Origin of the sequence: Pseudomonas sp. OST1909, assembly GCF_015277575.1 — a bacterium.
GTDB lineage: Bacteria > Pseudomonadota > Gammaproteobacteria > Pseudomonadales > Pseudomonadaceae > Aquipseudomonas > Aquipseudomonas synxantha_A.
Genome location: NZ_CP063780.1, coordinates 6,259,220 through 6,283,113, shown reverse-complemented (window position 1 = coordinate 6,283,113; position 23,894 = coordinate 6,259,220). Strand labels below are relative to the sequence as shown.

Below are 23,894 nucleotides of genomic sequence, written 5' to 3'. Positions count from 1 at the left end.
TGCGTGCCGGGGTTATTCCTTTTCCGGCGGCAACTCGGGCAGTGCTCGCAGCGCCGTTTCATACCAATCGGTATTGAAGGCGCGGTCATCTTCGAGCATGGCGTCGATCTCGAAGGCCAGCACGTGAGCCATCAGATTCAGGATGTCGTCGCGCTCGTAGCCCACCAGGGTCAGTTTGTTGAACGTTGCCTTGGCCGCTGGCGGGTTGTCGCTTTCGATCTGGTTTTCGATGGCTTCGATCAGCGTGGTTTCGGTGAATTCTTCTTCGTCATTGTCGATATCGGTCGGCTCGCTCATGGCAGGCTCCTCAAGGAAAGGGTGCCAGTCTACCGCCATTCAGGCAGGTGATGCTGCTGGTCAGGCCGGGCGCCTGGAACTATAACTCTTGCAGCCAACCCCACACCCGGCCTGGAGGCATCTGCAATGCTCAAGCTCTACGGATTTTCAGTCAGTAACTACTACAACATGGTCAAGCTTGCACTTCTGGAGAAAGGGCTGGCTTTCGAGGAGGTGCCTTTTTATGCAGGCCAGACCCCCGAAGCCTTGGCGGTGAGCCCGCGAGGCAAAGTGCCGGTGCTGGGCGTCAAGCAAGGGTTTATCAATGAAACCAGCGTGATTCTGGAGTACATCGAACACACTCAGGAAGGCCCTTCATTGCTGCCGGCCGACCCTTTTCAACGGGCTCAGGTGCTGGCGCTGTGCCGTGAAATCGAGCTCTACATCGAACTGCCTGCGCGAGCGTGTTTCGCCGAGGCTTTTTTCGGCATGACGGTGCCGGAGGCGATCAAGGAGAAATCCAGGGCCGAGCTGCTGCTTGGGATCGGTACGTTAGGTCGGCACGGTAAGTTCGCGCCTTATGTGGCTGGGGAGAACTTCACCATTGCGGATTTGTATTTCATGTACAGCCTGAACCTGGCGTGCGGCGTGGGCGAGAAGCTGTTCGGGCTGGACCTGCTGGCGCAGTTGCCGCAGGCGAAGGCATTGCTGGGGCGCCTGAATGAAATGCCCAACGCGCAGAAGGTAGAGGCGGACAGGCAGGCGGCGATGCCGGCATTCATGGCGATGATTGCGGCCAAGAAATAAACCTTTGGCATCTGTAAGGGCGCCATCGCGGGCAAGCCCGCTCCCACATTTTGATGTGTGAACCCAATCAAGTGTGGGAGCTGGCTTGCCTGCGATGCTTTTAGCGGCTGGCGAGCAATTCTTTGCCGCGCACGACCGCTGCCTTGACCTGTGCCGGCGCAGTGCCGCCCACATGGTTGCGGGCATTTACCGAGCCTTCCAGGGTCAGCACGGCAAACACATCCTGTTCGATCTGGTCGCTGAACTGGCGCAGTTCTTCCAGGCTCATTTCCGCCAGGTCCTTGCCGGTGTCCACACCGTATTTCACCGCGTGGCCGACGATTTCGTGGCAGTCACGAAATGGCAGGCCACGGCGCACCAGGTAGTCCGCCAGGTCGGTTGCCGTGGAGAAACCACGCAGGGCTGCTTCACGCATGATCGCGTGTTTGGGCTTGATCGCGGGGATCATGTCGGCAAAGGCGCGCAGCGAATCACGCAGGGTGTCCGCGGCGTCGAACAGCGGTTCCTTGTCTTCCTGGTTGTCCTTGTTGTAGGCCAGGGGCTGGCCTTTCATCAGGGTCAACAGGCCCATCAGCGCGCCGAATACACGGCCGCTCTTGCCGCGCACCAACTCAGGCACGTCAGGGTTTTTCTTTTGCGGCATGATCGAGCTGCCGGTGCAGAAGCGGTCCGGCAGGTCGATGAACTGGAATTGGGCGCTGGTCCATAGCACCAGCTCTTCGGAGAAGCGCGACAGGTGCATCATCGCGATACTGGCGGCGGCACAGAATTCGATGGCGAAGTCGCGGTCCGACACGCCGTCCAGGGAGTTGCCGCCCACGGCGTCAAAACCCAGCAGCTGCGCGGTGTACTCGCGGTCGATCGGGTAGGTGGTGCCGGCCAGCGCAGCGCTGCCCAACGGCATACGGTTGGCGCGCTTGCGGCAATCGACCAGGCGCTCGTAATCGCGACTGAGCATTTCGAACCAGGCCAGCAGATGGTGACCGAAGGTCACTGGCTGGGCGGTCTGCAAGTGAGTGAAGCCGGGCATGATGGTGTCCGATTCACGCTCGGCCTGCTCCAGCAAACCTTTTTGCAGGCGGGTGATTTCGGCCAGGATCAGGTCGATTTCATCGCGCAGCCACAGGCGAATATCGGTGGCTACCTGATCGTTACGGCTGCGGCCGGTGTGCAGTTTCTTGCCGGTCACGCCGATGCGATCGGTCAGGCGTGCCTCGATGTTCATGTGCACGTCTTCCAGATCGACGCGCCAGTCGAACGTGCCTGCCTCGATTTCACCGCGGATGGTGGTCAGGCCGTCGATGATGCTGTCACGCTCGGCGTCGGTCAGCACGCCGACCTTGGCCAGCATCGTGGCATGGGCGATGGAGCCCATGATGTCGTGGCGGTACAGGCGCTGGTCGAAGGTGACGGAGGCGGTGAAGCGCGCGACGAAGGCGTCGACGGGTTCACTGAAGCGGCCGCCCCAGGACTGGTTGGTCTTGTCGGTGCTCATGGATTCGCTCGTGATCTGCTTGAAAGAGGCATGAAGGTGTACCGGCGATAATAACAGGGTTGCCCGTGAAGGCGGTGCCGCGGGTGATCGGCAATTTTATTTGTGTCCTAGATGGCTAAGTGCCTTGCCGCCGAACGCATCCGGGACGAGACTGGAGATACGTACTTGTTGAAACGATATTTGACGATTGAGCAATATCGTCTCAGTGAGCGTCTACAGTTGGACTGCTAGTGTGTGAATGCACCAAAGTCTGGTGATGCGGTCATAACCAGACTATCCATTAAACAGGGGGGTATTCGGATTGTGTATCAGTGAACCCTACGACGATGCCCGAAGGCAGCAGGTCTTGGGCGCTATTGAACAGGTCCGGGTAAATTTGGGTGCCGCTCTCAGGGCACTTTTTGCCGCTCGCGCTAGTCTTAGCGTGGATCGCTGTGACGCAAGTCACCGCACCTGTCTACGCTATCCTTGTGCGAGACTCACGCAGGAATCCAGCGCAATATGAATGTCCTGATCGTTGATGACGAACCCCAAGCCCGCGAGCGACTGAGCCGTCTTGTCAGTGAACTCGAGGGTTATACAGTCCTTGAACCGAGTGCCACCAGCGGTGAGGAGGCGTTGACGCTGATCGACAGCCTCAAGCCGGATGTGGTGCTGCTCGATATCCGTATGCCGGGCTTTGATGGCCTGCAAGTCGCTGCCCGCCTGAGCGAGCGCGAATCGCCACCTGCCGTGGTGTTGTGCGCGGCCCAGGAAGAGTTCTCTGCACAGACGCTGGAAGACAGCAGTGTCAGTTTTCTCGTCAAGCCGGTCACCGCCGAGGCCTTGCTCAAAGCCTTGAAAAAAGCCGAGCGTCCCAGCCGTGCCCAACTTGCCGCACTGACCCAGCCTGCGGCCCAAAGTGGTAACGGGCCACGCAGCCACATCAGTGCGCGCACCCGCAAAGGCATCGAGCTGATCCCGCTCAACCAGGTGGTCTACTTTATTGCCGATCACAAGTACGTGACCCTGCGCCATGAAGCCGGCGAAGTGCTGCTGGATGAGCCGCTCAAGGCTCTTGAGGATGAATTCGGCGACCGTTTTGTGCGTATCCATCGCAACGCGCTGGTAGCCCGCGAACGTATCGAGCGCTTGCAGCGCACACCCCTGGGGCACTTTCAGCTCTTCCTGAAGGGGCTCAATGGCGATGCGTTGATCGTCAGCCGACGCCATGTCGCTGGCGTGCGCAAGATGATGCAGCAGCTTTAGCCCAAGGGCTGGGGCGCGGTCTGCCTTCCTTATCCCGGTGCGATGTGGCCAGGGAGGCCCCGCACTTGCTGATTCAAATCAAAGCGTATTTGCCTGAGCTGTTATTATCCGCCGTATCTATTCAGTACGGATTGATCCATGTCCTCTCGCGAAATCCGCATCGCCACCCGTAAAAGCGCCTTGGCCTTGTGGCAGGCCGAATACGTCAAAGCACGCCTTGAGCAGGCTCATCCGGGCCTCAAGGTATCCCTGGTGCCCATGGTCAGTCGCGGCGACAAGCTGCTGGACTCACCCCTGTCGAAAATCGGCGGCAAGGGTCTTTTCGTCAAGGAGCTGGAAACTGCGCTGCTGGAAAACGAAGCCGACATCGCTGTGCATTCGATGAAAGACGTGCCCATGGACTTCCCTGAAGGCCTGGGCCTTTTTTGCATCTGCGAGCGCGAAGATCCGCGTGATGCCTTTGTTTCCAATACCTACGCGTCCCTGGATGACTTGCCGCTGGGCAGCATCGTCGGCACCTCCAGCCTGCGTCGCCAGGCTCAGTTGCTGACACGTCGGCCCGACTTGCAGATTCGCTTTTTGCGCGGCAACGTCAACACGCGCCTGGCCAAGCTGGATGCCGGCGAATATGACGCGATCATTCTTGCCGCCGCCGGCTTGATCCGCTTGGGCTTCGAAGATCGCATCACATCGGCCATCAGCGTCGAAGACAGCCTGCCCGCCGGCGGGCAGGGCGCAGTCGGCATCGAATGTCGGACCGTCGACAGCGAAATCCACGCACTGCTCAAGCCCCTCGATCACGCCGATACCGAAGTTCGTGTGACCGCCGAGCGCGCCCTGAACAAACACCTCAATGGCGGCTGCCAAGTCCCCATCGCCTGTTATGCCGTACTCGAAGGTGAGAGCCTGTGGCTGCGCGGCCTGGTGGGGGATCCGGATGGCGGTACCCTGCTGACTGCCCAGGTGCGTGGGCCGCAACGAGACGCCACGGCCTTGGGGATTCAGGTTGCCGAGGAGTTGCTGGACAAAGGCGCCGGTGCCATTTTGCAAAAAGTCTATGGCGAGGCCGGTCCGCAGTGACCGACTGGCGAGTGCTGCTGACGCGGCCTGCCGAGGAGTCGACAGCCCTGGCGGCGTTATTGTCCCAGGCCGGTATATACAGCAGCCGTCTGCCGTTGCTGGAGACGCAAGCGTTAGCGGTTACGGCTGAGCAACAAGCGGTGTTTGACGCGTTGCAGCGTTATTGCGCGGTCATTGTTGTGAGCAAGCCGGCCGCGCGCCTGGCGCTGCAACGGTTGGGGAATGCCGTGCCACCAATGCCGTGGTTCAGCGTCGGTGCGGCGACGGCGCAGATCCTGGCCGGTCATGGCCTCGACGTTCATTATCCCGCCACTGGCGATGACAGCGAGGCCTTGCTTCAATTGCCTGCATTGCGCGAGGCTATCGCACAGCCGGGCGCCAAGGTGCTGATCCTGCGTGGCGAGGGCGGCCGAGAGTTGCTGGCAGAGCGTTTGCGTGAGCAAGGTGCTAGTGTCGACTATCTGGAATTGTATCGGCGTTTTCTCCCGGTCTACGAGACGGGTGCGCTGATGCAACGCATCCGGTTGGAACGCTTGAACGGCCTGGTGGTCAGCAGTGGACAGGGTTTTTTACACCTGCAAGCCCTGGCCGGCCGTGATTGGCCCCTGGTGGCAAAGCTGCCGTTGTTCGTGCCCAGCCCGCGCGTCTATGAGATGGCGCGGGCCGCTGGCGCAAAAAAAGTTGTGGATTGTCGCGGCGCAAGTGCCGCGGCTTTGTTAGTGGCGTTGGGGAGCTATCCCGTTCCCACTCTCTGATACGCAAAGGACGGATACGTGAGCGAAACAGCCTTGCCTAAAGATGAAGCTCAGCCCGCGCTTGATGCGCCGGTCGAGACACCGGTCACCGCGCCGCGCCGCGGCAATGGCCTGGCGGTCGTCGCCTTGCTGCTAGGGGCTGCTGGCGTAGCTGCTGGCGGCTGGGGGATCTGGCAGGTCCGCGCCCTTCAAGCCAGCAACCAACATCAATTGAGCCAAGTGCAGACCCTGGATGACCAGTCCCAGAGCCTCAAGCAAAGCCAGCAACAGTTGGCCGCCCGCCTGGCACAATTGCCGGGTGCGGACGAGCTGGAAGAACGCCGCCGTCTGGTTGCCCAGTTGCAGGGCGATCAGCAACGCCTGAGCCAGCGCCTCGAAACGGTGTTGGGCGCCAGCCGCAAGGATTGGCGCCTGGCCGAGGCGGAGCATCTGATCCGTCTGGCCAGCTTGCGTTTGTCTGCCTTGCAAGACATCAACAGTGCGCAGTCGCTGGTCCAGGGCGCCGACGAGATTCTTCGCGAGCAGAGCGACCCAGGGGCTTTCACCGCCCGTGAGCAACTGGCCAAGAGCCTTGCCGCACTGCGCAGCACTGAGCAACCAGACCGCACCGGCCTGTACCTGCAACTGGCGGCCTTGCGTGACCAGGTCGTGCAACTGGCGGCGATTGCCCCGGAGTATCAGCTTACGGAGCCTGCTTCCCAAGGGCGCCCCACAAGCGATACGCAGAACCAGTTGAGCCAGTGGTGGGAACAGATTTCCCGCTATTTCCGCATCGACTTCAACCCGGATGACAATATCCGGCCATTGTTGGCAGGCCAGGGCTTGAACCAAGTGCGCCTGGCCCTGAGCCTGGCGCTGGAGCAGGCGCAGTGGGCCGCGCTCAACGGCGAGTCGGCGGTATACAGCCGCTCGCTGGGCGAAGCGCGCAGCGTATTGCAAGACAACTTCAATCAGGACAACCCGCAGAGCAAGGCGATGCTGGCGCGTATAGCTGAACTTGAGCCCAAGGCCGTGTCGGTGGTGACGCCGGACCTGGCTGCGAGCCTGGCCGCCGTGCAGGCTTACCTTGAACGTCGTCATCTGTCTGCCGACGAAGCCAAGGCTGCGGCCGGCAACCCGGCGACCCAGGAGTAGAGCTGATGAAGCGTTTCTATGTGATCCTGGTGCTGGCGATTGCAGTCGCCCTCGCACTGGCCGTGGGTATTTCGAAACACACCGGCTACGTGCTGATTACCTATCCGCATTTGCTGCATTACGAGTCAAGCCTGTGGGCTACCCTGGTGGCGGTGTTTGCCATCGGCCTGGCGATCTACCTGGTTCGTGTGTTGCTGAGCCTGATCACGACCTCCGGTGGCGTGGTCAATCCATGGTCGCGACGCAACCGCAGCCGCCGTGTGCAGATCGCGATCGAGCAAGGCCAGATGGACCTTGCCGAGGGCCGCTGGGCCAGTGCCGAGCGCCACTTGCACCGCGCTGCCGAAGCAGAGCGTCAGCCGCTGCTCTATTACATCGGTGCTGCCCGTGCGGCCAATGAGCAGGGCCGCTATGAGGAATCCGACGGCTTGCTGGAGCGCGCCCTGGAGCGCCAGCCCCAGGCGGAATTGGCCGTAGCCCTGAGCCATGCGCAACTGCAGATGGACCGCGGCGATACGGAAGGCGCCCTGGTTACGCTTCAGGCGATGCACGAGCGTCACCCGCATAACGCGCAGGTACTCAGGCAGCTACAGCGCCTGCATCAGCAGCGTGGCGATTGGTCCTCGGTGATTCGCCTGCTGCCTGAACTGCGCAAGGACAAAGTCTTGCCCGCCAGTGAGCTGGCCGAGCTGGAACGTCGTGCCTGGGGCGAAAACCTGAGCCTGGCTGCCCAGCGTGAAGAGCAGGGCGAGGCGGGCTTGCAGTCTCTGGAACGGGCCTGGGAGCAACTGACCTCGGCCCAGCGCCAGCAGCCACAATTGGTGCTGGCTTATGCCGACCAACTGCGTCGGCTAGGCGCGGATGCAAAGGCCGAGGAAGTGCTGCGTGGTGCCCTCAAGCGCGACTATGACAGCCATCTGATTCGGCTGTATGGCCTGTTGCGTGGCAGTGACCCGGCGCGCCAGTTGAAGTTTGCCGAAGGCTGGCTCAAGGACCATCCGGGCGATGCCAGCTTGCTGCTGACGCTTGGCCGTCTGTGCCTGCAAAACAGCCTGTGGGGCAAGGCGCGGGACTATCTGGAAAGCAGCCTGCAAGTTCAGCGCAACCCCGAAGCCTGTGCCGAATTGGCCCGCCTGCTGGCCCAACTGGGCGACACCGAGCGCAGCAACCAGCTGTTTCAGGAAGGTCTGGGGCTGCTCGACAATCGTCTGTTGTCCTCGCCTCTGCCAGTACCCGCGCGTATTTGAAGTAGGAAAGGGTGAATGGATTGGCTCGGATCTATCCGACACCCGATCCTTAAAACCCCAATAAACACTCGGTATAACTGACGTGATGACTAATTCCTACTTGTTGTAACTGGATTTCCGCCATGCCTTGGCGGAATGTCCTTGCTTCTTCGCGGAATTGTCTGCTCCGGGGCGTCTTGAAAGGGGTCGGGCCTTTCCTCTACCGTAGCGACCTATCTCTTGCAGTGCGGATAAACAATGTCTTTGGCCCCTTTACGCTCCTTGTTTTTGCTGGCGTTCATGGCGGGTGCGCTGACGTTGGGCGCGTCCTTCTATCTGGAATACGGCGCGTTGCTACGGCCTTGCTTTCTGTGCCAGGTACAACGTCTGTTTCTGGCCACTTTTGCGCTGATCAACCTGATGGCCGCCCTTCATAATCCCGGGCGCTCCGGCCTTTGTCTGTATGGGCTGGCGAGCACCGTGTGTGCATTATTGGGCGCCATCACTGCCGGGCGCCAAGTGCTATTGCAGAATATTCCGTCAGGTGCGGGCCGGGATTGCTGGCCCAGCTTGCACTACATGATCGAAAACCTGTCGTTCTGGCAGGCGGCGAGGTCAGTGTTCAACGGGACTGTCGATTGCGTTGAAATCAACTGGACGCTATTTGACCTGAGCCTGCCGGAGTGGAGCCTGTTGTTCTTTGTGGCGATGTTGATCCTGGGTGTCATGCAATGCTCGCGGCTGTTGTTCAGTAAGCATTTGCGCATCACAACGTCATGAAAACGGGACGCGCGTTGTAGGAGTGGATTAAACACTTGTATGAACATTCTCTCCTGCGTACCTTGAAGCCATAGTCATGCGGGCATAATCTGGCCCGCACGCGTATCCAAACCATTTGTCAGAAGCGGCTTTGTTCGACTGCTGCTTAATCCTTCAAGTGTTGCGCAGGTACAGAGCAGCAGCGCCCCTATAGGGAAGAGAGATCATCATGCTGGAAAGTTGTCAGAATGCTCAGGAACGTTGGGGTGGGGTGCACAAGCTGATCGATAGATGGCTGTTGGAGCGCCGCGAACTGATTCAGGCCTATGACACTCTTGGTGCCCATCCCGATGCATTGGCTGAGAAGCAAAAGCCTCTGCAAGAATTCTGCGGGTCTTTGGTGGATTACGTGTCTGCGGGTCATTTTGAGGTTTATGAGCAGCTGACCGGCGAAGCGAAAGCCTTCAATGACAAACGCGGATTGGAATTGGCCGAAACCCTTTACCCGCGCATTGATGTGATCACCGAGAAGCTGCTGGCCTTCAATGATCTGTGTGATGAAGGCAAGTGTGTTGCTGAAAAATTCAAGGAGCTCGGCGGTCTGCTCCATGAGCGTTTCGAATTGGAAGATTGCCTGATCGAAGTGTTGCACACGGCCCACAAACAAAAGGCTGCTGTCCAGGCCTGATCCTTGGCGGCGAGATAAAAAACGGTGCGCATGTCGCACCGTTTTTTATGGGTCAGTGGCGAGTGCCGAGCAGTTCGACCTCGAACACCAGCGGCGTATAGGGGGGGATCAACTCACCTGCGCCGTCTGCGCCATAGGCCTGGGCTGAAGGAATCACCAGACGCCATTTCGCACCCACCGGCATCTGTTGCAATGCACTGCTCCAACCGCTGATCACGCTGTTCAGGCGAAACCATTGCGGTTGCGTACTTTTGTCGAAGACAGTTCCGTCAGGCAGTCGGCCCACGTATTTCACCTGCACTTCATCGCTGGCTAACGGCTTGTTGCCAGTGCCCGGTGCCAGCTCGGTGAGCAGAATCCCATTTGCCAATTCACGAACACCACTGGCGGCTTTTTCCCGAGTTAGAAATTGCTGTTCGGCGGCGAGTGCTTTTTCGCTTTGAGGTAGTTGGGCGTTGGCGGCGTTTTGCGCTTCGTGCGCGGTAAGAATCTGTTCGATGCGCGCGTTGTCGAGCGCCAGCGGCTTGCCTTGATAGGCTTGCTTGAGGCCGTCGATCAGGGCCTGGATCTGCAGGTCGGGGACTTCCTGGCGCAAGCGTTCGCCGAGGCTTGCGCCCAAGCTATAGGCTAGATCATGCGCCTCTGTGGCAGTGGTTTTTGACGGCGATTGCTCGCTCGCATCGGCCACGAAGATCGCCAAGCCAAGCACTAGAAAAAGATAACGCGACATGGACATTCTCCCGGCGAAAGTGCGACGGATTATGCCAGTGTGAGTGCGTAAAAACTGGTGAGCATTTGCGTTATATCGATAAGAATTTTCGTACCGTGCAACGCAAGCCCAACGATACTGTCAACATGCGCTAGCGGCGGTAAGAGCAGAGGGCTAGTATGAGCCGCACCCACGTCAGCCAGGAGGTAAACCATGTCGGCCAAACAGAAGCCTGTAAATACCCCGTTGCACTTGCTCCAACAACTTTCGGGCAGCCTGCTCGAACATCTGGAAAGCGCATGTTCCCAGGCGTTGGCCGATGCAGAAAAACTGCTCGCCAAACTGGAAAAACAACGCGGTAAAGCGCAAGAAAAGCTGCACAAGTCCCGTACCAAACTGCAAGACGCCGCTACTGCCGGCAAGTCCAAGGCGCAAGCCAAAGCCAAGGGCGCTGTCAAAGAACTTGAGGACCTGCTGGACGCCCTCAAGGATCGTCAAGCTGAAACCCGCAGCTACATTTCCCAACTCAAAAAAGACGCTCAAGAAAGCCTGAAGCTGGCCCAAGGCGTTGGTCGTGTGAAGGAAGCCGTAGCTAAAGCGCTGGGGGCTCGTACACCCGCAAAAGTTGCAGCCAAGCCCGCTGCCAAAACCGCTGCTGCCAAGCCAGTTGCTAAAACTGCAGCTGCCAAACCGGCAGCCAAGCCAGCCGCTAAAACTGCAGCTGCCAAACCGGCAGCCAAGCCAGCCGCTAAAACTGCAGCTGCCAAACCGGCAGCCAAGCCAGCCGCTAAAACTGCAGCTGCCAAACCAGCTGCCAAACCAGCAGCCAAGCCAGCCGCTAAAACTGCAGCTGCCAAACCAGCAGCCAAGCCAGCCGCTAAAACTGCAGCCGCGAAACCAGCAGCCAAGCCAGCCGCTAAAACTGCAGCCGCGAAACCAGCAGCCAAGCCAGCCGCTAAAACTGCAGCCGCGAAACCAGCAGCCAAGCCAGCCGCCAAAACTGCAGCCGCGAAACCAGCAGCCAAGCCAGCCGCTAAACCTGCAGCCGCGAAACCAGCAGCCAAGCCAGCCGCCAAACCTGCTGCCGCGAAACCAGCAGCCAAGCCAGCCGCTAAACCTGCTGCTGCCAAACCAGCAGTCGCCAAGCCAGCCACTCCACCGGCACCGACAGCATCCACCGCTCCAACCGCATCGGCCAGCACCACGCCTGCACCGGTAGCGCCAAGCACCACCCCAACCAACGCTTCCTAAGCGTCGGTGGCCGCGACGCGCAGCGCCTGCAGCGCGTCGTGGTCAAGGTTGGCGGCTTCGGTCGCCACGCCTTCAAGCCATTCGTACTGACCCACCACCTCATTGATCGGCCATGCCTGCGCCAAGGTTTCCAGGCGCGCCAGCAGTGTTCGTTCAGCCTCCAGCTCCAGGGCTTTGACCCGCTCGCGCAACGATGCCAGCTGCGTATCCTGCTGCGCCAGGGCTCGCCATTGCACGCGCAGGTATCGCAACGGTTCGACAACCTGCACCCGCCACGGACGGGCAAGCTGTTGCAGCGCCTGCACCCGCTCAGGTGTATGTGCCACACCGCGCCGCTCCAGCCACGCACCACACAGCAGCAGGCATACATCCGCGCCATGTTCCTGCAAACGCAGGCAAGCGGCCTCTACACCCGGGCGAGCGTAGGTAGAAAGGGCAAAGCTCCACAGGTCAGCGCACATATTCACACCCAAGCCAGCGGCCAACGAAGCTGGTAGACTCCGCCGCCATTATGATCCGACTTCAAAGCCTAACATTACAGCGTGGCCCGCAACGTCTTCTCGAAGACGCCGAGCTGACCCTGCACGCCGGTCACAAAGCCGGCCTGATCGGTGCCAATGGCGCCGGCAAATCCACGTTGTTCGCCTTGCTGCTCGGTGAGCTGACCCCGGATTCCGGGGACTGCCTGCTGCCGGCCGACTGGCGCATCGCCCATATGCGCCAGGAGATCGACACCCTGGACCGCATCGCGATCGACTACGTGCTCGATGGCGACCTGCGCCTGCGCCAGGTGCAACACGACCTCGCCGAAGCCGAAAAAGCCCAGGACGGTGCCGCCCAGGCCCGCCTGCACGCCGAGCTGGACAGTGCCGACGGCTACACCGCCGACGCCCGTGCCCGCAAAATGCTCGCTGGCCTTGGCTTTACCAACGAACAGATGGACCGCCCGGTCGCCGACTTCTCCGGCGGCTGGCGCATGCGCCTGAACCTGGCCCAGGCACTGATGTGCCCCTCCGACCTGTTACTGCTCGACGAACCGACCAACCACTTGGACCTCGATGCGATCCTGTGGCTGGAAGATTTCCTCAAGAGCTACCAGGGCACCTTGCTGCTGATTTCCCACGACCGGGATTTCCTCGACGCCGTGGTCGACAACATCGCCCACGTCGAGCAGAAGAAAATCACCCTCTACCGTGGCGGCTACACCGCGTTCGAACGCGCACGCGCCGAACGCCTGGCCCAGCAGCAACAGGCCTTTGAAAAGCAACAGGCGCAACGTGCGCACATGGAAAGCTACATCGCCCGCTTCAAGGCCCAGGCCACCAAGGCCCGTCAGGCCCAGAGCCGCATCAAGGCGCTGGAGCGCATGGAAGAACTGTCGGCGGCCCACGTCGATTCGCCGTTCGATTTCGTGTTCCGTGAGTCGGTGAAGATCTCAAGCCCTCTGCTCGATCTGTCGGACGCTCGCTTGGGCTACGGCGACAAGACCATCCTGAAGAAGGTCAAGCTGCAGCTCACGCCGGGCGCACGCATTGGTTTGCTCGGCCCCAACGGCGCGGGCAAGTCGACGCTGATCAAGAACCTGTCGGGTGAGCTTGAGCCACTGGCTGGCCGCCTGACCCGTGGCGAGAACACGGTGGTGGGTTACTTCGCCCAGCATCAACTGGACTCGCTTGATGCCAAGGCCAGCCCGCTGTTGCACCTGCAGCGCCTGGCGCCCACCGAGCGCGAGCAAACCCTGCGCGACTTCCTCGGCGGTTTCGACTTCCGTGGCGCACGGATCGACGAGCCAGTGCTGAATTTCTCCGGTGGCGAAAAAGCCCGACTGGCCCTGGCCCTGATCGCCTGGGACCGTCCAAACCTGCTGCTGCTCGACGAACCGACCAACCACCTGGACCTGGAAATGCGCCTGGCACTGACCATGGCCCTGCAGGAGTTCAGCGGTGCGGTACTGGTGGTGTCTCACGATCGCCACCTGCTCAAGAGCACCACCGACAACTTCCTGCTGGTGGCCGACGGCAAGGTCGAAGAATTCGACGGCGACCTGGACGACTACGCACGCTGGCTGACCGATTACCGCCTGCGCAATGCGCCGGCCAGCAACACCCCGGTCAACCCGGACAAGACTGACAAGAAAGCCCAGCGCCAGGCCGCCGCCGCGCTGCGCCAGCAACTGGCGCCGCACAAGCGTGAGGCCGACAAGCTGGAAGCCGAGCTGGGCAAGGTGCACGAGCGCCTGGCCAAGATCGAAACCAGCCTGGGTGATAGCGCCGTGTACGAGGCGGCGCGTAAGGATGAGCTGCGTGACCTGCTGGCCGAACAGGCCAAGCTCAAGGTGCGCGAAGGGCAATTGGAGGAAACCTGGATGGAGGCCCTCGAACTGCTCGAAACCTTGCAAGCGGAGCTGGAGGCGCTGTCCTGATGGAAGCGTTGCAACTGCCGGTACCGGCGCAATGGGTCGAGCCCGTATGGATCGGCGTGCAAATCCTGCTGATCCTGCTGGCCGGCTACCTGGCCCAGCGCTTCGTCGCCAAGGGCCTGACGCGCCTGGGTGAGCGTTACCCGTTCCCGCCGCAACTGCTGATGCCCCTGCGCGGCGGCTTGCGCTGGCTGATCATGGGCAGTGCGCTGATCTTTGTGCTGGGGCGCCTGGGAGTGTCTGCCACGGTGCTGTGGACGGCGCTGTCAGGGTTTGTCGCGGTAGCGGCAGTGGCGTTCTTCGCCATGTGGTCGGTGCTGTCCAACCTGTTGTGCGCAATTCTGATCTTCACCGTCGGGCCGTTCCGCCTTGGGGATATTGTCGAGTTGGTGGACACCGTCGACAAACCCGGCGTGAAGGGCAGGGTCGTGGCGATCAACCTGCTTTACACCACATTGATCGAAGTAGAAGAAGCCGGGACCAGCAGCGCGATGGTGCAAGTGCCTAACAGCTTGTTCTTTCAGCGCTCGGTGCGCCGTTGGCCTGGCACCCATGTATTTCCGGGCGACCGCTAGCGTTTACATCTTGTAAAAATCTATAGCCAGCCTTCGGTCGGTAGAGTTAGCTTAAAGGCACAATCGCTGACTCCCTTCTGAGGTGCGCAATGGCTCTCGACACATGGCTGGCCTTTTTCCTGGCCAGTTGGATCATCTCCCTTTCTCCTGGCGCCGGTGCCATCGCCTCGATGTCCAGCGGCCTGCAATACGGTTTTGTCCGGGGCTACTGGAACGCCATTGGCCTGCAACTGGGCCTGGCGATGCAGATTGCCGTGGTCGCGGGTGGCCTGGGGGCCATTCTGGCGGCGTCGTCTACCGCATTCTATGCGATCAAATGGTTTGGCGTGGCCTACCTGGTGTACCTGGCCATCAAGCAATGGCGCGCCCTGCCCATGGACATGACCGATGACGCCGCCGTGCGCCCGATCGGCAAGCCGATGGCGATGATGTTCCGCGGCTTTTTGGTCAACGCCAGCAACCCCAAGGCCCTGGTGTTCATGTTGGCGGTGTTGCCGCAATTCGTGAACCCGCAGGCGCCGCTGTTGATTCAGTACCTGATCCTCGGTGCGACCATGATCAGCGTCGATATGATCGTGATGGCGGGTTACACGGGGTTGGCGTCGAAAGTCTTGCGTCTGTTGCGTACGCCTAAACAACAGAAGCGCGTAAACCGTACATTCGCCGGCTTGTTTGTCGGCGCTGCCGGATTTCTCGCCAGCCTGCATCGCGCTACGGCGTAATTGCCGAAACCGAATCGAAATGTGGGAGGGGCTCCCTCCCACATTGGATTTAGGGGTGATATGAAATAACACCTTGAGTCGAATTCATTAAAGCTCAACAATAGTGTTACTTCGTATTTCCACTTGAGATTCATTCATGACTGCCCCTTTCCGCTTTCTTGCGTGGCTGCTGTTGCCGGCGCTGATGTCGTGCAGCTTCAATCTCTTGGCCGCGACCGCCGAAGGCGCGCCACAGGCCCTGCATTTGCTGGATTACATCGGCGCCGACTACCCACCTACGGTAGAGGCAGGCAAGGTGGTGGACGACTCGGAATACCGCGAGCAGGTGGAGTTCCTCGGAGTGCTGCAGGGTTTGGTGGCTGATCTGCCCGACAAACCCGAGCGCGCTGAGTTGATAAGCGGCGTTAATGAATTGCTGGCGGCGGTCACCGCTCATCAGGACGGCGCGAGCGTGGCCCGCCAGGCTCGTCAGTTGGGCGCCAAGCTGGCCGTGGCGTATGAAGTCAGCCAAGCCCCGGCCATCACGCCGGACCCGACACGCGGCGCGCCGCTTTATGCCCAGCATTGTTCGGTGTGCCACGGCACTGTCGGCGCCGGTGATGGTCCGGCTGGCATGGGCATGACGCCGCCCCCCGCTAACCTGCGTGACGCCACGCGCCTGGATCGCTTGAGCCTGTATGCGATCTACAACACCCTCGGCCTGGGTGTCGAAGGCACTGATATGCCGTCGTTCGCTGATCAACTGGATGATCGCCAGCGCTGGGACCTGGCGACCTATATCGCCGGTTTCACCGCCGATCCGGCTGCCGCCAAAAGTGAGCAGGTGTTCAACCTCGCCGACCTGGCGCGCCAGACCCCCAATGAAGTGCTCGCCGCTGACGGCCCTGGCGCTGCGGCGACGTTCCGCGCCCAGCGTGCACAGCCGCCACAGGTTCAGCGTGGTCCCGCGCAGTTGCTCGACTACACGGCCGCCACGCTGGACAAGAGCCTCGCGGCCTTCCGCAACGGCGACCACGAGCAGGCCTATGATTTGTCCGTCGCTGCCTACCTGGAAGGCTTCGAGCTGGTGGAAAGCTCCCTGGATAACGTCGACGCCAATGTGCGCAAAGACACCGAGAAGGCCCTGATGGCCTATCGCCAATCGTTGCAGGATGGTTTGCCTGTCGAGCAGGTGCAGCAGCGTCTGGACGTTGCCAAAGGCAAACTCACTGAATCCGCCGGCTTGCTGGGCGGCGATGGCCTGAGCTGGTCATTGAGCTATATCTCTGGCCTGCTGATCCTGTTGCGCGAAGGCCTGGAAGCGATTCTGGTGCTGGCGGCGATCCTCGCCTTCCTGCGTAACACCGGCCAGCAGTCGGCGGTGCGCAGCGTCAACGTCGGCTGGGGCCTGGCGCTGTTGGCAGGCTTGGCTACGTGGGCCTTGGCGGCGTATGTGATTGACGTCAGCGGGGCCCAGCGAGAACTGCTCGAAGGCTGCACGGCGCTGTTCGCCAGCGTGATGGTGCTATGGCTCGGCGTGTGGATGCACGACCGGCGTCACGCGGCGGCCTGGCAGGATTACATCAAGAGCAGCCTGGTGGGCGGCGGCGGCCGTTTCGGTTTTGCCGTGCTGGCGTTCTTCTCGGTTTATCGCGAGCTGTTCGAAGTGATCCTGTTCTACGAAACCCTGTGGCTGCAGGCCGGCCCTGCCGGGCACAACGCGGTGCTGGCCGGTGGTGCCACTGCGCTGGTGCTGCTGGTGGGCCTGGCCTGGGTGATCCTGCGTGGCTCGGCGAAGTTGCCGTTGGCGCTGTTCTTCGGCATCAACGCTGCGTTGCTGTGCGCGCTGTCGGTGGTGTTCGCCGGGCACGGTGTCAAGGCCTTGCAGGAGGCGGGCATCTTCGGCACGCGGCCGGTGGCGTTCTTTGACTTCGACTGGCTGGGCATTCATGCCGATGCGTATTCGTTGGGTGCGCAGGCTGTGGCGATCCTGGCGATTGTGGTGCTGTATGGCCGTAGCCGGCTGACCGAAAAGCACCGGGCGGCGGCGTAGCATGCGGGTATGGATCGACGCCGACGCCTGCCCTCGGGCGGCCAAGGACCAGGTAGTGAAGTTTGCCCTCAAGCGCCAGTTCGAGGTGGTGCTTGTGGCCGGGCAGAGCCAGAGCAAACCGAGCTTTTCCTGTGTGAAGCTGATCGTGGTGCCCAGTGGCCCCGACGCGGCCGATGATTACCTGGTTGAGCACGCCGTACCCGGCGAACTGGTGATTTGCAGTGACGTGCCCTTGGCCGATCGGCTGGTGAAGAAGGGCGTCACCGCCCTCGATCCGCGAGGCAAGGAGTTCAGCCCGGCGAACATGAGTGAGCGCCTGGCGGTGCGCAACCTGTTCACCGACCTGCGTGAGCAAGGTCAGATGGGCGGCGGACCACCGCCCCATGGCGAGAAGGATAAGCAGGCGTTTGCCAATGCCCTGGACCGAATCCTTACCCGTCTTATGCGCCCAGCCTGACCTGTGGCGAGGGAGCTTGCTCCCTCGCCACAGGCGCCTACCCGTCAGTCGTTCTCGTGGGTCAACTCCAGCACCCGATCCACCAACTTGTTGATCCCTGACGCCACTTCGCTGATGTTCTTGCCGAGCATATACGCCGGCGTACTGACCAGTTTGCGCGCCTTGTCCTCGACGATATCTTCCACCGTGCATTCGTGGTGCGTGGCGCCCATCTTGTCCAGGGCAGCCGCTGTGTCGGCATCGTTACCGATGGTGCAGGTCACGCCAGGGCCGTAGATCTTCGCGGCCAGGGCTGGAGAGATGCAGATCAACCCCACCGGCTTGCCTGCTTCGGCGAACGCTTCAGCCAGCTCCAGCACCTGCGGGTTGACGCTGCAGCCGGCACCCTCCACGGCGAAGTTCGACAGGTTCTTCGCGGCGCCAAACCCGCCGGGCACAATCAGGGCGTCGAAGTCGGCGGCGTTGGCTTGGCCAATATCCTTCACTGCGCCCCGGGCGATACGCGCAGACTCCACCAGCACATTGCGCGACTCGGGCATTTCTTCGCCGGTGAGGTGGTTGATCACGTGCAATTGCGCAATATCGGGTGCAAAGCATTCCACTTGAGCGCCGCGCTGGTCCAGGCGCAGCAGGGTGATCACGCTCTCGTGGATCTCTGCGCCGTCGTATACGCCACAGCCGGAAAGGATCACTGCAATCTTTTTGCTCATGGGCATTTCTCCTGATTCATGGCGTTAAATGTCTACTAATTTGTAACCTGTTGCCAATGGGATCTCACGTCGCTGCACCTAATCTTGATGTAACAAAAATAGACCGGACTAGCCCATGGACTTTGTGCCTTACGCAGTACCGTTTTTTATCGCCCTGATCGTTGTGGAGCTGCTGGCCGACCGTTGGCGCGGTGCACGCAACTACCGAGTAGCGGATGCCATCAACAGCCTCAGCACCGGTGTGCTGTCCACCACGACCGGTTTGCTGACCAAGGGCGTGGGCCTGCTGACCTACGCGTTCGCCCTCAAACACCTGGCGCTCATCGAGTTGTCGGCCCAGAGTGCCTGGACCTGGGTGTTCGCCTTTGTGTTCTATGACTTCTGCTATTACTGGCTGCATCGCATGGGCCATGAGCGCAATATTCTCTGGGCCGCGCATTCGGTGCATCACCAGAGCGAGGACTACAACCTCACCACCGCCTTGCGCCAGACCAGCACCGGTTTTCTGCTGAGCTGGATCTTCTACCTGCCTCTGGCTGTGGTCGGCGTGCCGCTGGTGGTGTTTATCAGCGTGGCTTCGCTCAACCTGTTGTATCAATTCTGGGTCCATACCCGCCACGTTCCCAAGCTGGGCTGGTTTGAGTGGTGCTTCGTGACGCCGTCCAATCATCGGGCCCACCACGCACAGAATGCTCTCTACATGGATCGTAACTACGGCGGGGTGTTCATTATTTGGGACCGGCTGTTCGGTACTTTTCAAGAGGAAGACGACAACGAGCCGGTGATCTTTGGGGTAACCACACCTCTGGCCAGTTGGAACCCGCTGTGGGCCAACCTGCAGTTTTATGCGCAATTATGGAGTGACGCCCGGCGCACCGAAAGCTGGTGGGACAAGTTGCGCATCTGGTTCATGCGCACCGGCTGGCGCCCGGCGGACGTCAAAGCCAAATACCCGATAGCCAAGCCTGACCTGAGCCAGTTTCGCAAATTCGAAGTGCCTTTGGATGCGCGGCAGCAGGTCTACATCGCCTTGCAATTTGCTGCTTATGTGGGCTTTGGCAGTTATCTGATGAATTTCGGTGAGGGCCTGCCTACGGCGGCGTTGGTGCTCGGCTGGGGCGCTATGGCGCTGGGCCTGTTTACGTTGGGGGTGGCGCTGGAGAATCGCCCATGGGCGTTGAAGGCCGAGCTGGCGCGCCTGGCGCTGAACCTGCCGTTGGTATGGCTGGCGCCGCTGGTCGGCCTGTGGCCTGCCAGCCCTCTCGCCTGGCTGGGCCTGGCGAGCTACAGCCTGCTCAGCGTGATTGGTCTCTACTGTTGCAGAGGCCGTTTTACTCGGTTGGCGTCTTAGGCGTTTCGACCGAGGCTTGCTCGACAGCCTGGCGCGCCTTGGCCTCGGCACACGCTTGGCGGGCGATGCGGGCATTCTTGAAGCGACGTCGCAGCCACAGGCCAAAGCCCAGCAACAGCAAGGCGCCCAGTACCCATAGCTCGTACTTCTTGACGCTGCCGAGCATACCTTCCAGCACCGCACCGAAATGATAGGCCGCAGCCCCCAGTGCAGCGGCCCAGATCGCCGCACCAATACCGTTGAGGATCAGGTAGCGCATCGGCGGGTAACCGGACAGGCCTATCGCCACAGGCATCACCGTGCGCAACCCGTAGACAAAGCGAAAGCTCAGTACCCAGATATCCGGGTGCTTGCGGATATGCTCCAGTGCCTTGTCGCCCATCAACTGCCAGCGCGGCTTGCGTGCCAGCAGCTTGCGGCCGTGCTTGCGCCCCATGTAGTACCAAAGCTGGTCGCCGGCGTAGCTGCCAAAAAAGGCAACGACCACCACCAGGTTGATATCCATGTAGCCACGAAACGCCAGGAAGCCTGCGAGTACGAGGATGGTCTCGCCTTCGAAAAACGTGCCGAGAAAGAGGGCAAAGTAGCCGAAGTCATGCAGAAATTGTTGAAGCATGGTCTAGGGTGCTGGCGAAATGAACGCGCAGCCTACGCCTTCACGAAGATTCATGAAAGTATCGAGATGTGTCACGAAGTGAACAATTCCTACATAAATGACGAATGCGACTACAGGTCGCATCGATAAGCACAACTGTCATTCCTTCGTCATAATGGCCGCTTATAACTGCAACGCTCGCCCGTAAACGCGGGCTCAGGAGTCTGTCGTGAGCTTTACCCCTGCCAATCGCCTGTTCCCCGCCACTCGTCTGCGTCGCAATCGTCGTGATGATTTTTCTCGCCGCCTGGTACGTGAAAATGTACTGACGACGAACGATCTCATCCTGCCGGTCTTTGTGCTCGACGGTGAAAATCGTCGGGAAGCAGTCGCCTCGATGCCGGGTGTGGAGCGTTTGACCATTGATCAGTTGCTGATCGAGGCGGCCGGTTGGGTCGAACTGGGGATCCCGGCACTGGCGCTGTTTCCGGTGACCCCCCCGCAGCTCAAGTCTCTGGACGCCGCCGAAGCCTGGAACCCACGAGGGATCGCCCAGCGCGCCACCCGTGCCCTGCGCGAGCGCTTCCCGGAGCTCGGGGTGATCACTGACGTGGCGTTGGACCCGTTCACCACGCACGGCCAGGATGGCATTCTTGACGAAGAGGGTTATGTTCAGAACGACATCACCGTCGATGCACTGGTCAAGCAGGCTTTGTCGCACGCAGCGGCGGGCGCCCAGGTGGTTGCGCCGTCGGACATGATGGACGGGCGTATCCAGGCGATTCGCGAAGCCCTTGAGCTGGCCGGTCACGTCAATGTACGAATCATGGCCTACTCGGCCAAATACGCCAGCGCCTATTACGGCCCCTTTCGCGATGCGGTGGGGTCGGCGCTGAACCTGGGCAAGGCCAACAAGGCTTCGTACCAGATGGACCCGGCCAATAGCCAGGAAGCGCTGCACGAAGTGGCGGCCGACCTGGCCGAAGGCGCCGATATGGTGATGGTCAAGCCCGGGATGCCGTACCTGGACATCCTTTATCGGGTCAAAGAGGAATTCAAAGTGCCGACCTTTGTCTATCAGGTCAGCGGTGAATACGCCATGCACATGGCGGCGATCCAGAATGGTTGGTTGAGTGAAGGGGTGATCCTCGAATCCCTGACTGCCTTTAAACGTGCCGGCGCTGATGGCATTCTGACCTACTTCGCCGCCCGCGCTGCCCAATTGCTTAGAGAGCAACAATAGCCCTCACAGGAACACTCGATGAATACCGAAGGACTCTCCGAAGTTGCCGTAAAAGACGCTCACCCGGTGGTTGAACAAGTTTCCCAGACCCCGCCGGAGCTGGAGCCTGCCCCGCCAGCGGTGGTTGCCGAAGCACCTGCGCCGGCACCGGTGGCCGTGGTCACCAACCTGGATGACAGCAGCCTGTACATCCATCGCGAGTTGTCACAACTGCAATTCAACATCCGCGTGCTGGAACAGGCGCTGGATGAGTCCTACCCGTTGCTGGAGCGGCTGAAATTCCTGCTGATCTTCTCCAGCAACCTGGATGAGTTCTTCGAGATTCGCGTTGCCGGCCTCAAGAAGCAGATCACCTTCGCCCGTGAACAAGCCGGGGCCGACGGCCTGCAACCGCACCAGGCGTTGGCGCGCATCAGTGAGCTGGTACATGGTCATGTGGACCGCCAGTACGCAATCCTCAACGACATCCTGCTGCCGGAACTGGAAAAGCATCAGGTCCGCTTCATTCGTCGTCGTCACTGGACCGCCAAGATCAAGACCTGGGTGCGCCGTTACTTCCGGGACGAGATTTCGCCGATCATTACCCCCATCGGCCTGGACCCTACGCACCCGTTCCCACTGCTGGTGAACAAGAGCCTCAACTTCATCGTCGAGCTTGAAGGTATCGATGCCTTCGGTCGCGATTCGGGTCTGGCGATTATCCCGGCCCCGCGTCTGTTGCCACGCATCATCAAGGTACCGGAAGAGGTAGGGGGCGCTGGCGACAATTATGTATTCCTGTCGTCGATGATCCATGCTCACGCCGATGACCTGTTCCAGGGCATGAAGGTCAAGGGCTGCTACCAGTTCCGCCTGACCCGTAACGCCGACCTGGCACTGGATTCCGAAGACGTCGAAGACTTGGCTCGCGCCCTGCGTGGCGAGCTGTTCTCGCGGCGTTATGGCGATGCGGTGCGTCTGGAAGTGGCGGATACCTGCCCTAAACACCTGTCGGACTACCTGCTCAAGCAGTTCAACCTCGCCGAATCCGAGTTGTACCAGGTCAACGGCCCGGTGAACCTGACGCGCCTGTTCAGCATTACCGGCCTGGACAGCCATCCGGAGCTGCAATACAAGCCGTTCACGCCACAGATCCCGAAACTGCTGCAAAACAGCGAGAACATCTTCAGCGTTGTGAGCAAGCAGGACATTCTATTGCTGCACCCCTTCGAGTCGTTCACCCCAGTGGTCGACCTGCTGCGCCAGGCCGCCAAGGACCCGCATGTTCTGGCCGTGCGCCAGACCCTCTACCGCAGTGGCGCCAACTCGGAAATCGTCGATGCGTTGGTGGATGCTGCGCGTAACGGCAAGGAAGTCACCGCGGTGATCGAGTTGCGTGCGCGCTTTGACGAAGAGTCCAACTTGCAACTGGCCAGCCGTCTGCAAGCCGCCGGTGCGGTGGTGATCTACGGCGTGGTCGGCTTCAAGACCCACGCCAAGATGATGTTGATCCTGCGCCGCGAGGCCGGGGAGATCGTGCGCTACGCTCACTTGGGCACCGGCAACTACCACGCCGGCAACGCCAAGCTCTACACCGACTACAGCCTGCTGACATCCGACGACGCACTGTGCGAAGACGTCGGCAAGTTGTTCAGCCAGCTCATCGGCATGGGCAAGACCTTGCGCATGAAAAAGCTGCTGCACGCGCCGTTCACCCTCAAGAAGGGCATGCTCGACATGATTGCCCGCGAGACCCAGTTTGCCCTCGATGGCAAGCCGGCGCACATCATCGCCAAGTTCAACTCGCTGACCGATCCGAAGATCATCCGCGCGCTGTACAAGGCCAGCCAGTCGGGCGTGCGCATCGATCTGGTGGTGCGTGGCATGTGCTGCCTGCGCCCGGGTATTGTCGGCGTGTCGCATAACATCCACGTGCGCTCGATCATCGGCCGCTTCCTGGAGCACACCCGTGTGTTCTACTTCCTCAACGGTGGTGAAGAGCAGATGTTCCTCTCCAGCGCCGACTGGATGGAACGCAACCTCGATAAGCGTGTGGAGACCTGCTTCCCGGTAGAAGGCAAGAAGCTGATCATGCGGGTCAAGAAGGAGCTGGAAAGCTACCTCACCGACAACACCCACAGCTGGAGCCTGCAATCGGACGGGCGTTATGTACGCAACACCCCGACCGGCAACCAGAACCCGCGCAGCGCGCAGGCGACGTTGCTGGAAAAGTTGGGTAGCCCGATTCTTGCGGTGAACTAAAACCCAGCACCAGCAAGGTCTAAAAAATGTGGGAGGGGGCTTGCTCCCGATAGCGGTGAATCAGTCGACACATTAGTCGGCAGGGCCACCGCCATCGGGAGCAAGCCCCTTCCCACATTTG

Annotated in this window: 23 protein-coding genes; 17 read left to right on the top strand and 6 right to left on the bottom strand. The window is 60.6% G+C overall.

Annotated features, from left to right (window positions below):
- Nucleotides 1–12 precede the first annotated feature (12 nt).
- Nucleotides 13–297, bottom strand: coding sequence for a hypothetical protein (locus IH404_RS27595; RefSeq protein WP_005792440.1), 285 nt, complete (start codon nt 295–297; stop codon nt 13–15).
- 126 nt (nt 298–423) lie between these two features.
- Between IH404_RS27595 and IH404_RS27590 the strand changes: the two genes are divergently transcribed.
- Nucleotides 424–1,083 carry a glutathione S-transferase gene (locus IH404_RS27590; RefSeq protein WP_194439568.1) on the top strand — a complete coding sequence of 220 codons (660 nt, stop codon included), beginning with the start codon at nt 424–426 and terminating at the stop codon, nt 1,081–1,083.
- Between the two features lie 100 nt (nt 1,084–1,183).
- On the opposite strand, the gene argH is transcribed toward IH404_RS27590, so the two are convergent.
- The gene (gene argH / locus IH404_RS27585; protein ID WP_005792438.1) at nt 1,184–2,578 is read right to left on the bottom strand and encodes an argininosuccinate lyase; all 1,395 of its coding nucleotides are present in this window, start codon (nt 2,576–2,578) and stop codon (nt 1,184–1,186) included.
- Nucleotides 2,579–3,079: 501 nt separating this feature from the next.
- Here argH and IH404_RS27580 point away from each other — a divergent pair.
- From IH404_RS27580 to IH404_RS27555, 7 genes are all read left to right on the top strand, one after another.
- Nucleotides 3,080–3,826: a LytTR family DNA-binding domain-containing protein gene (locus IH404_RS27580; RefSeq protein WP_194439566.1), complete on the top strand. Its 747-nt coding sequence runs from the start codon at nt 3,080–3,082 to the stop codon at nt 3,824–3,826.
- A gap of 138 nt (nt 3,827–3,964) precedes the next feature.
- Nucleotides 3,965–4,906 carry a hydroxymethylbilane synthase gene (gene hemC, locus IH404_RS27575; protein WP_005792436.1) on the top strand — a complete coding sequence of 314 codons (942 nt, stop codon included), beginning with the start codon at nt 3,965–3,967 and terminating at the stop codon, nt 4,904–4,906.
- Nucleotides 4,903–5,661 (top strand): uroporphyrinogen-III synthase, encoded by a 759-nt coding sequence (locus IH404_RS27950; RefSeq protein WP_242462633.1) that lies wholly within the window; start codon nt 4,903–4,905, stop codon nt 5,659–5,661. The genes hemC and IH404_RS27950 overlap by 4 nt, the downstream gene beginning before the upstream one ends.
- Nucleotides 5,662–5,679: 18 nt before the next feature.
- Entirely contained in the window at nt 5,680–6,795 is a 1,116-nt protein-coding gene (locus IH404_RS27945; RefSeq protein WP_242462632.1) for a uroporphyrinogen-III C-methyltransferase, read from the top strand.
- Nucleotides 6,796–6,800: 5 nt separating this feature from the next.
- Nucleotides 6,801–8,042 (top strand): heme biosynthesis protein HemY, encoded by a 1,242-nt coding sequence (locus IH404_RS27565; RefSeq protein ID WP_005792433.1) that lies wholly within the window; start codon nt 6,801–6,803, stop codon nt 8,040–8,042.
- 237 nt (nt 8,043–8,279) lie between these two features.
- Complete coding sequence (locus IH404_RS27560; RefSeq protein WP_005792432.1) at nt 8,280–8,801, top strand: disulfide bond formation protein B; 522 nt, start codon at nt 8,280–8,282, stop codon at nt 8,799–8,801.
- 208 nt (nt 8,802–9,009) lie between these two features.
- The gene (locus tag IH404_RS27555) at nt 9,010–9,468 is read left to right on the top strand and encodes an Rsd/AlgQ family anti-sigma factor (protein ID WP_005792431.1); all 459 of its coding nucleotides are present in this window, start codon (nt 9,010–9,012) and stop codon (nt 9,466–9,468) included.
- A 52-nt stretch (nt 9,469–9,520) separates the two neighbouring features.
- Here the strand turns inward: IH404_RS27555 and IH404_RS27550 are convergent, their stop codons facing one another.
- Entirely contained in the window at nt 9,521–10,198 is a 678-nt protein-coding gene (locus IH404_RS27550) for an FKBP-type peptidyl-prolyl cis-trans isomerase (RefSeq protein WP_194439564.1), read from the bottom strand.
- A 192-nt stretch (nt 10,199–10,390) separates the two neighbouring features.
- Between IH404_RS27550 and IH404_RS27545 the strand changes: the two genes are divergently transcribed.
- Nucleotides 10,391–11,428: an AlgP family protein gene (locus IH404_RS27545; protein ID WP_194439562.1), complete on the top strand. Its 1,038-nt coding sequence runs from the start codon at nt 10,391–10,393 to the stop codon at nt 11,426–11,428.
- On the opposite strand, the gene IH404_RS27540 is transcribed toward IH404_RS27545, so the two are convergent.
- On the bottom strand, nt 11,425–11,889 hold the full coding sequence (locus tag IH404_RS27540; RefSeq protein ID WP_194439560.1) for a TIGR02444 family protein: 465 nt from the start codon (nt 11,887–11,889) through the stop codon (nt 11,425–11,427). The genes IH404_RS27545 and IH404_RS27540 overlap by 4 nt on opposite strands.
- A 50-nt stretch (nt 11,890–11,939) precedes the next feature.
- Between IH404_RS27540 and abc-f the strand changes: the two genes are divergently transcribed.
- The 5 genes from abc-f to IH404_RS27515 all read left to right on the top strand — a co-directional run bounded on the left by abc-f (nt 11,940) and on the right by IH404_RS27515 (nt 17,633).
- Complete coding sequence (gene abc-f / locus IH404_RS27535) at nt 11,940–13,850, top strand: ribosomal protection-like ABC-F family protein (protein ID WP_194439558.1); 1,911 nt, start codon at nt 11,940–11,942, stop codon at nt 13,848–13,850.
- Entirely contained in the window at nt 13,850–14,422 is a 573-nt protein-coding gene (locus tag IH404_RS27530) for a mechanosensitive ion channel family protein (protein WP_005792426.1), read from the top strand. Before abc-f ends, IH404_RS27530 begins: the two co-directional genes overlap by 1 nt.
- Before the next feature lie 89 nt (nt 14,423–14,511).
- Nucleotides 14,512–15,144, top strand: coding sequence for a LysE family transporter (locus IH404_RS27525; RefSeq protein WP_005792425.1), 633 nt, complete (start codon nt 14,512–14,514; stop codon nt 15,142–15,144).
- A 136-nt stretch (nt 15,145–15,280) separates the two neighbouring features.
- A complete protein-coding gene (locus IH404_RS27520; RefSeq protein WP_194439556.1) occupies nt 15,281–17,176 on the top strand; it encodes an FTR1 family protein in 1,896 nt (631 codons plus the stop codon).
- A 1-nt stretch (nt 17,177) separates the two neighbouring features.
- Nucleotides 17,178–17,633 (top strand): YaiI/YqxD family protein, encoded by a 456-nt coding sequence (locus IH404_RS27515; RefSeq protein WP_194439554.1) that lies wholly within the window; start codon nt 17,178–17,180, stop codon nt 17,631–17,633.
- Nucleotides 17,634–17,677: 44 nt separating this feature from the next.
- Here IH404_RS27515 and elbB read toward each other — a convergent pair whose 3' ends face one another.
- Nucleotides 17,678–18,343 carry an isoprenoid biosynthesis glyoxalase ElbB gene (gene elbB / locus IH404_RS27510; RefSeq protein WP_005792422.1) on the bottom strand — a complete coding sequence of 222 codons (666 nt, stop codon included), beginning with the start codon at nt 18,341–18,343 and terminating at the stop codon, nt 17,678–17,680.
- A 115-nt stretch (nt 18,344–18,458) separates the two neighbouring features.
- On the opposite strand from elbB, the gene IH404_RS27505 reads away from it, so the two are divergent.
- On the top strand, nt 18,459–19,694 hold the full coding sequence (locus IH404_RS27505; protein WP_194439552.1) for a sterol desaturase family protein: 1,236 nt from the start codon (nt 18,459–18,461) through the stop codon (nt 19,692–19,694).
- On the opposite strand, the gene IH404_RS27500 is transcribed toward IH404_RS27505, so the two are convergent.
- On the bottom strand, nt 19,675–20,310 hold the full coding sequence (locus tag IH404_RS27500) for a DedA family protein (protein WP_194439549.1): 636 nt from the start codon (nt 20,308–20,310) through the stop codon (nt 19,675–19,677). The genes IH404_RS27505 and IH404_RS27500 overlap by 20 nt on opposite strands.
- A 208-nt stretch (nt 20,311–20,518) precedes the next feature.
- On the opposite strand from IH404_RS27500, the gene hemB reads away from it, so the two are divergent.
- Complete coding sequence (gene hemB / locus IH404_RS27495; protein WP_194439547.1) at nt 20,519–21,532, top strand: porphobilinogen synthase; 1,014 nt, start codon at nt 20,519–20,521, stop codon at nt 21,530–21,532.
- Between the two features lie 18 nt (nt 21,533–21,550).
- On the top strand, nt 21,551–23,773 hold the full coding sequence (gene ppk1 / locus IH404_RS27490) for a polyphosphate kinase 1 (protein ID WP_005792418.1): 2,223 nt from the start codon (nt 21,551–21,553) through the stop codon (nt 23,771–23,773).
- Nucleotides 23,774–23,894 lie beyond the last annotated feature (121 nt).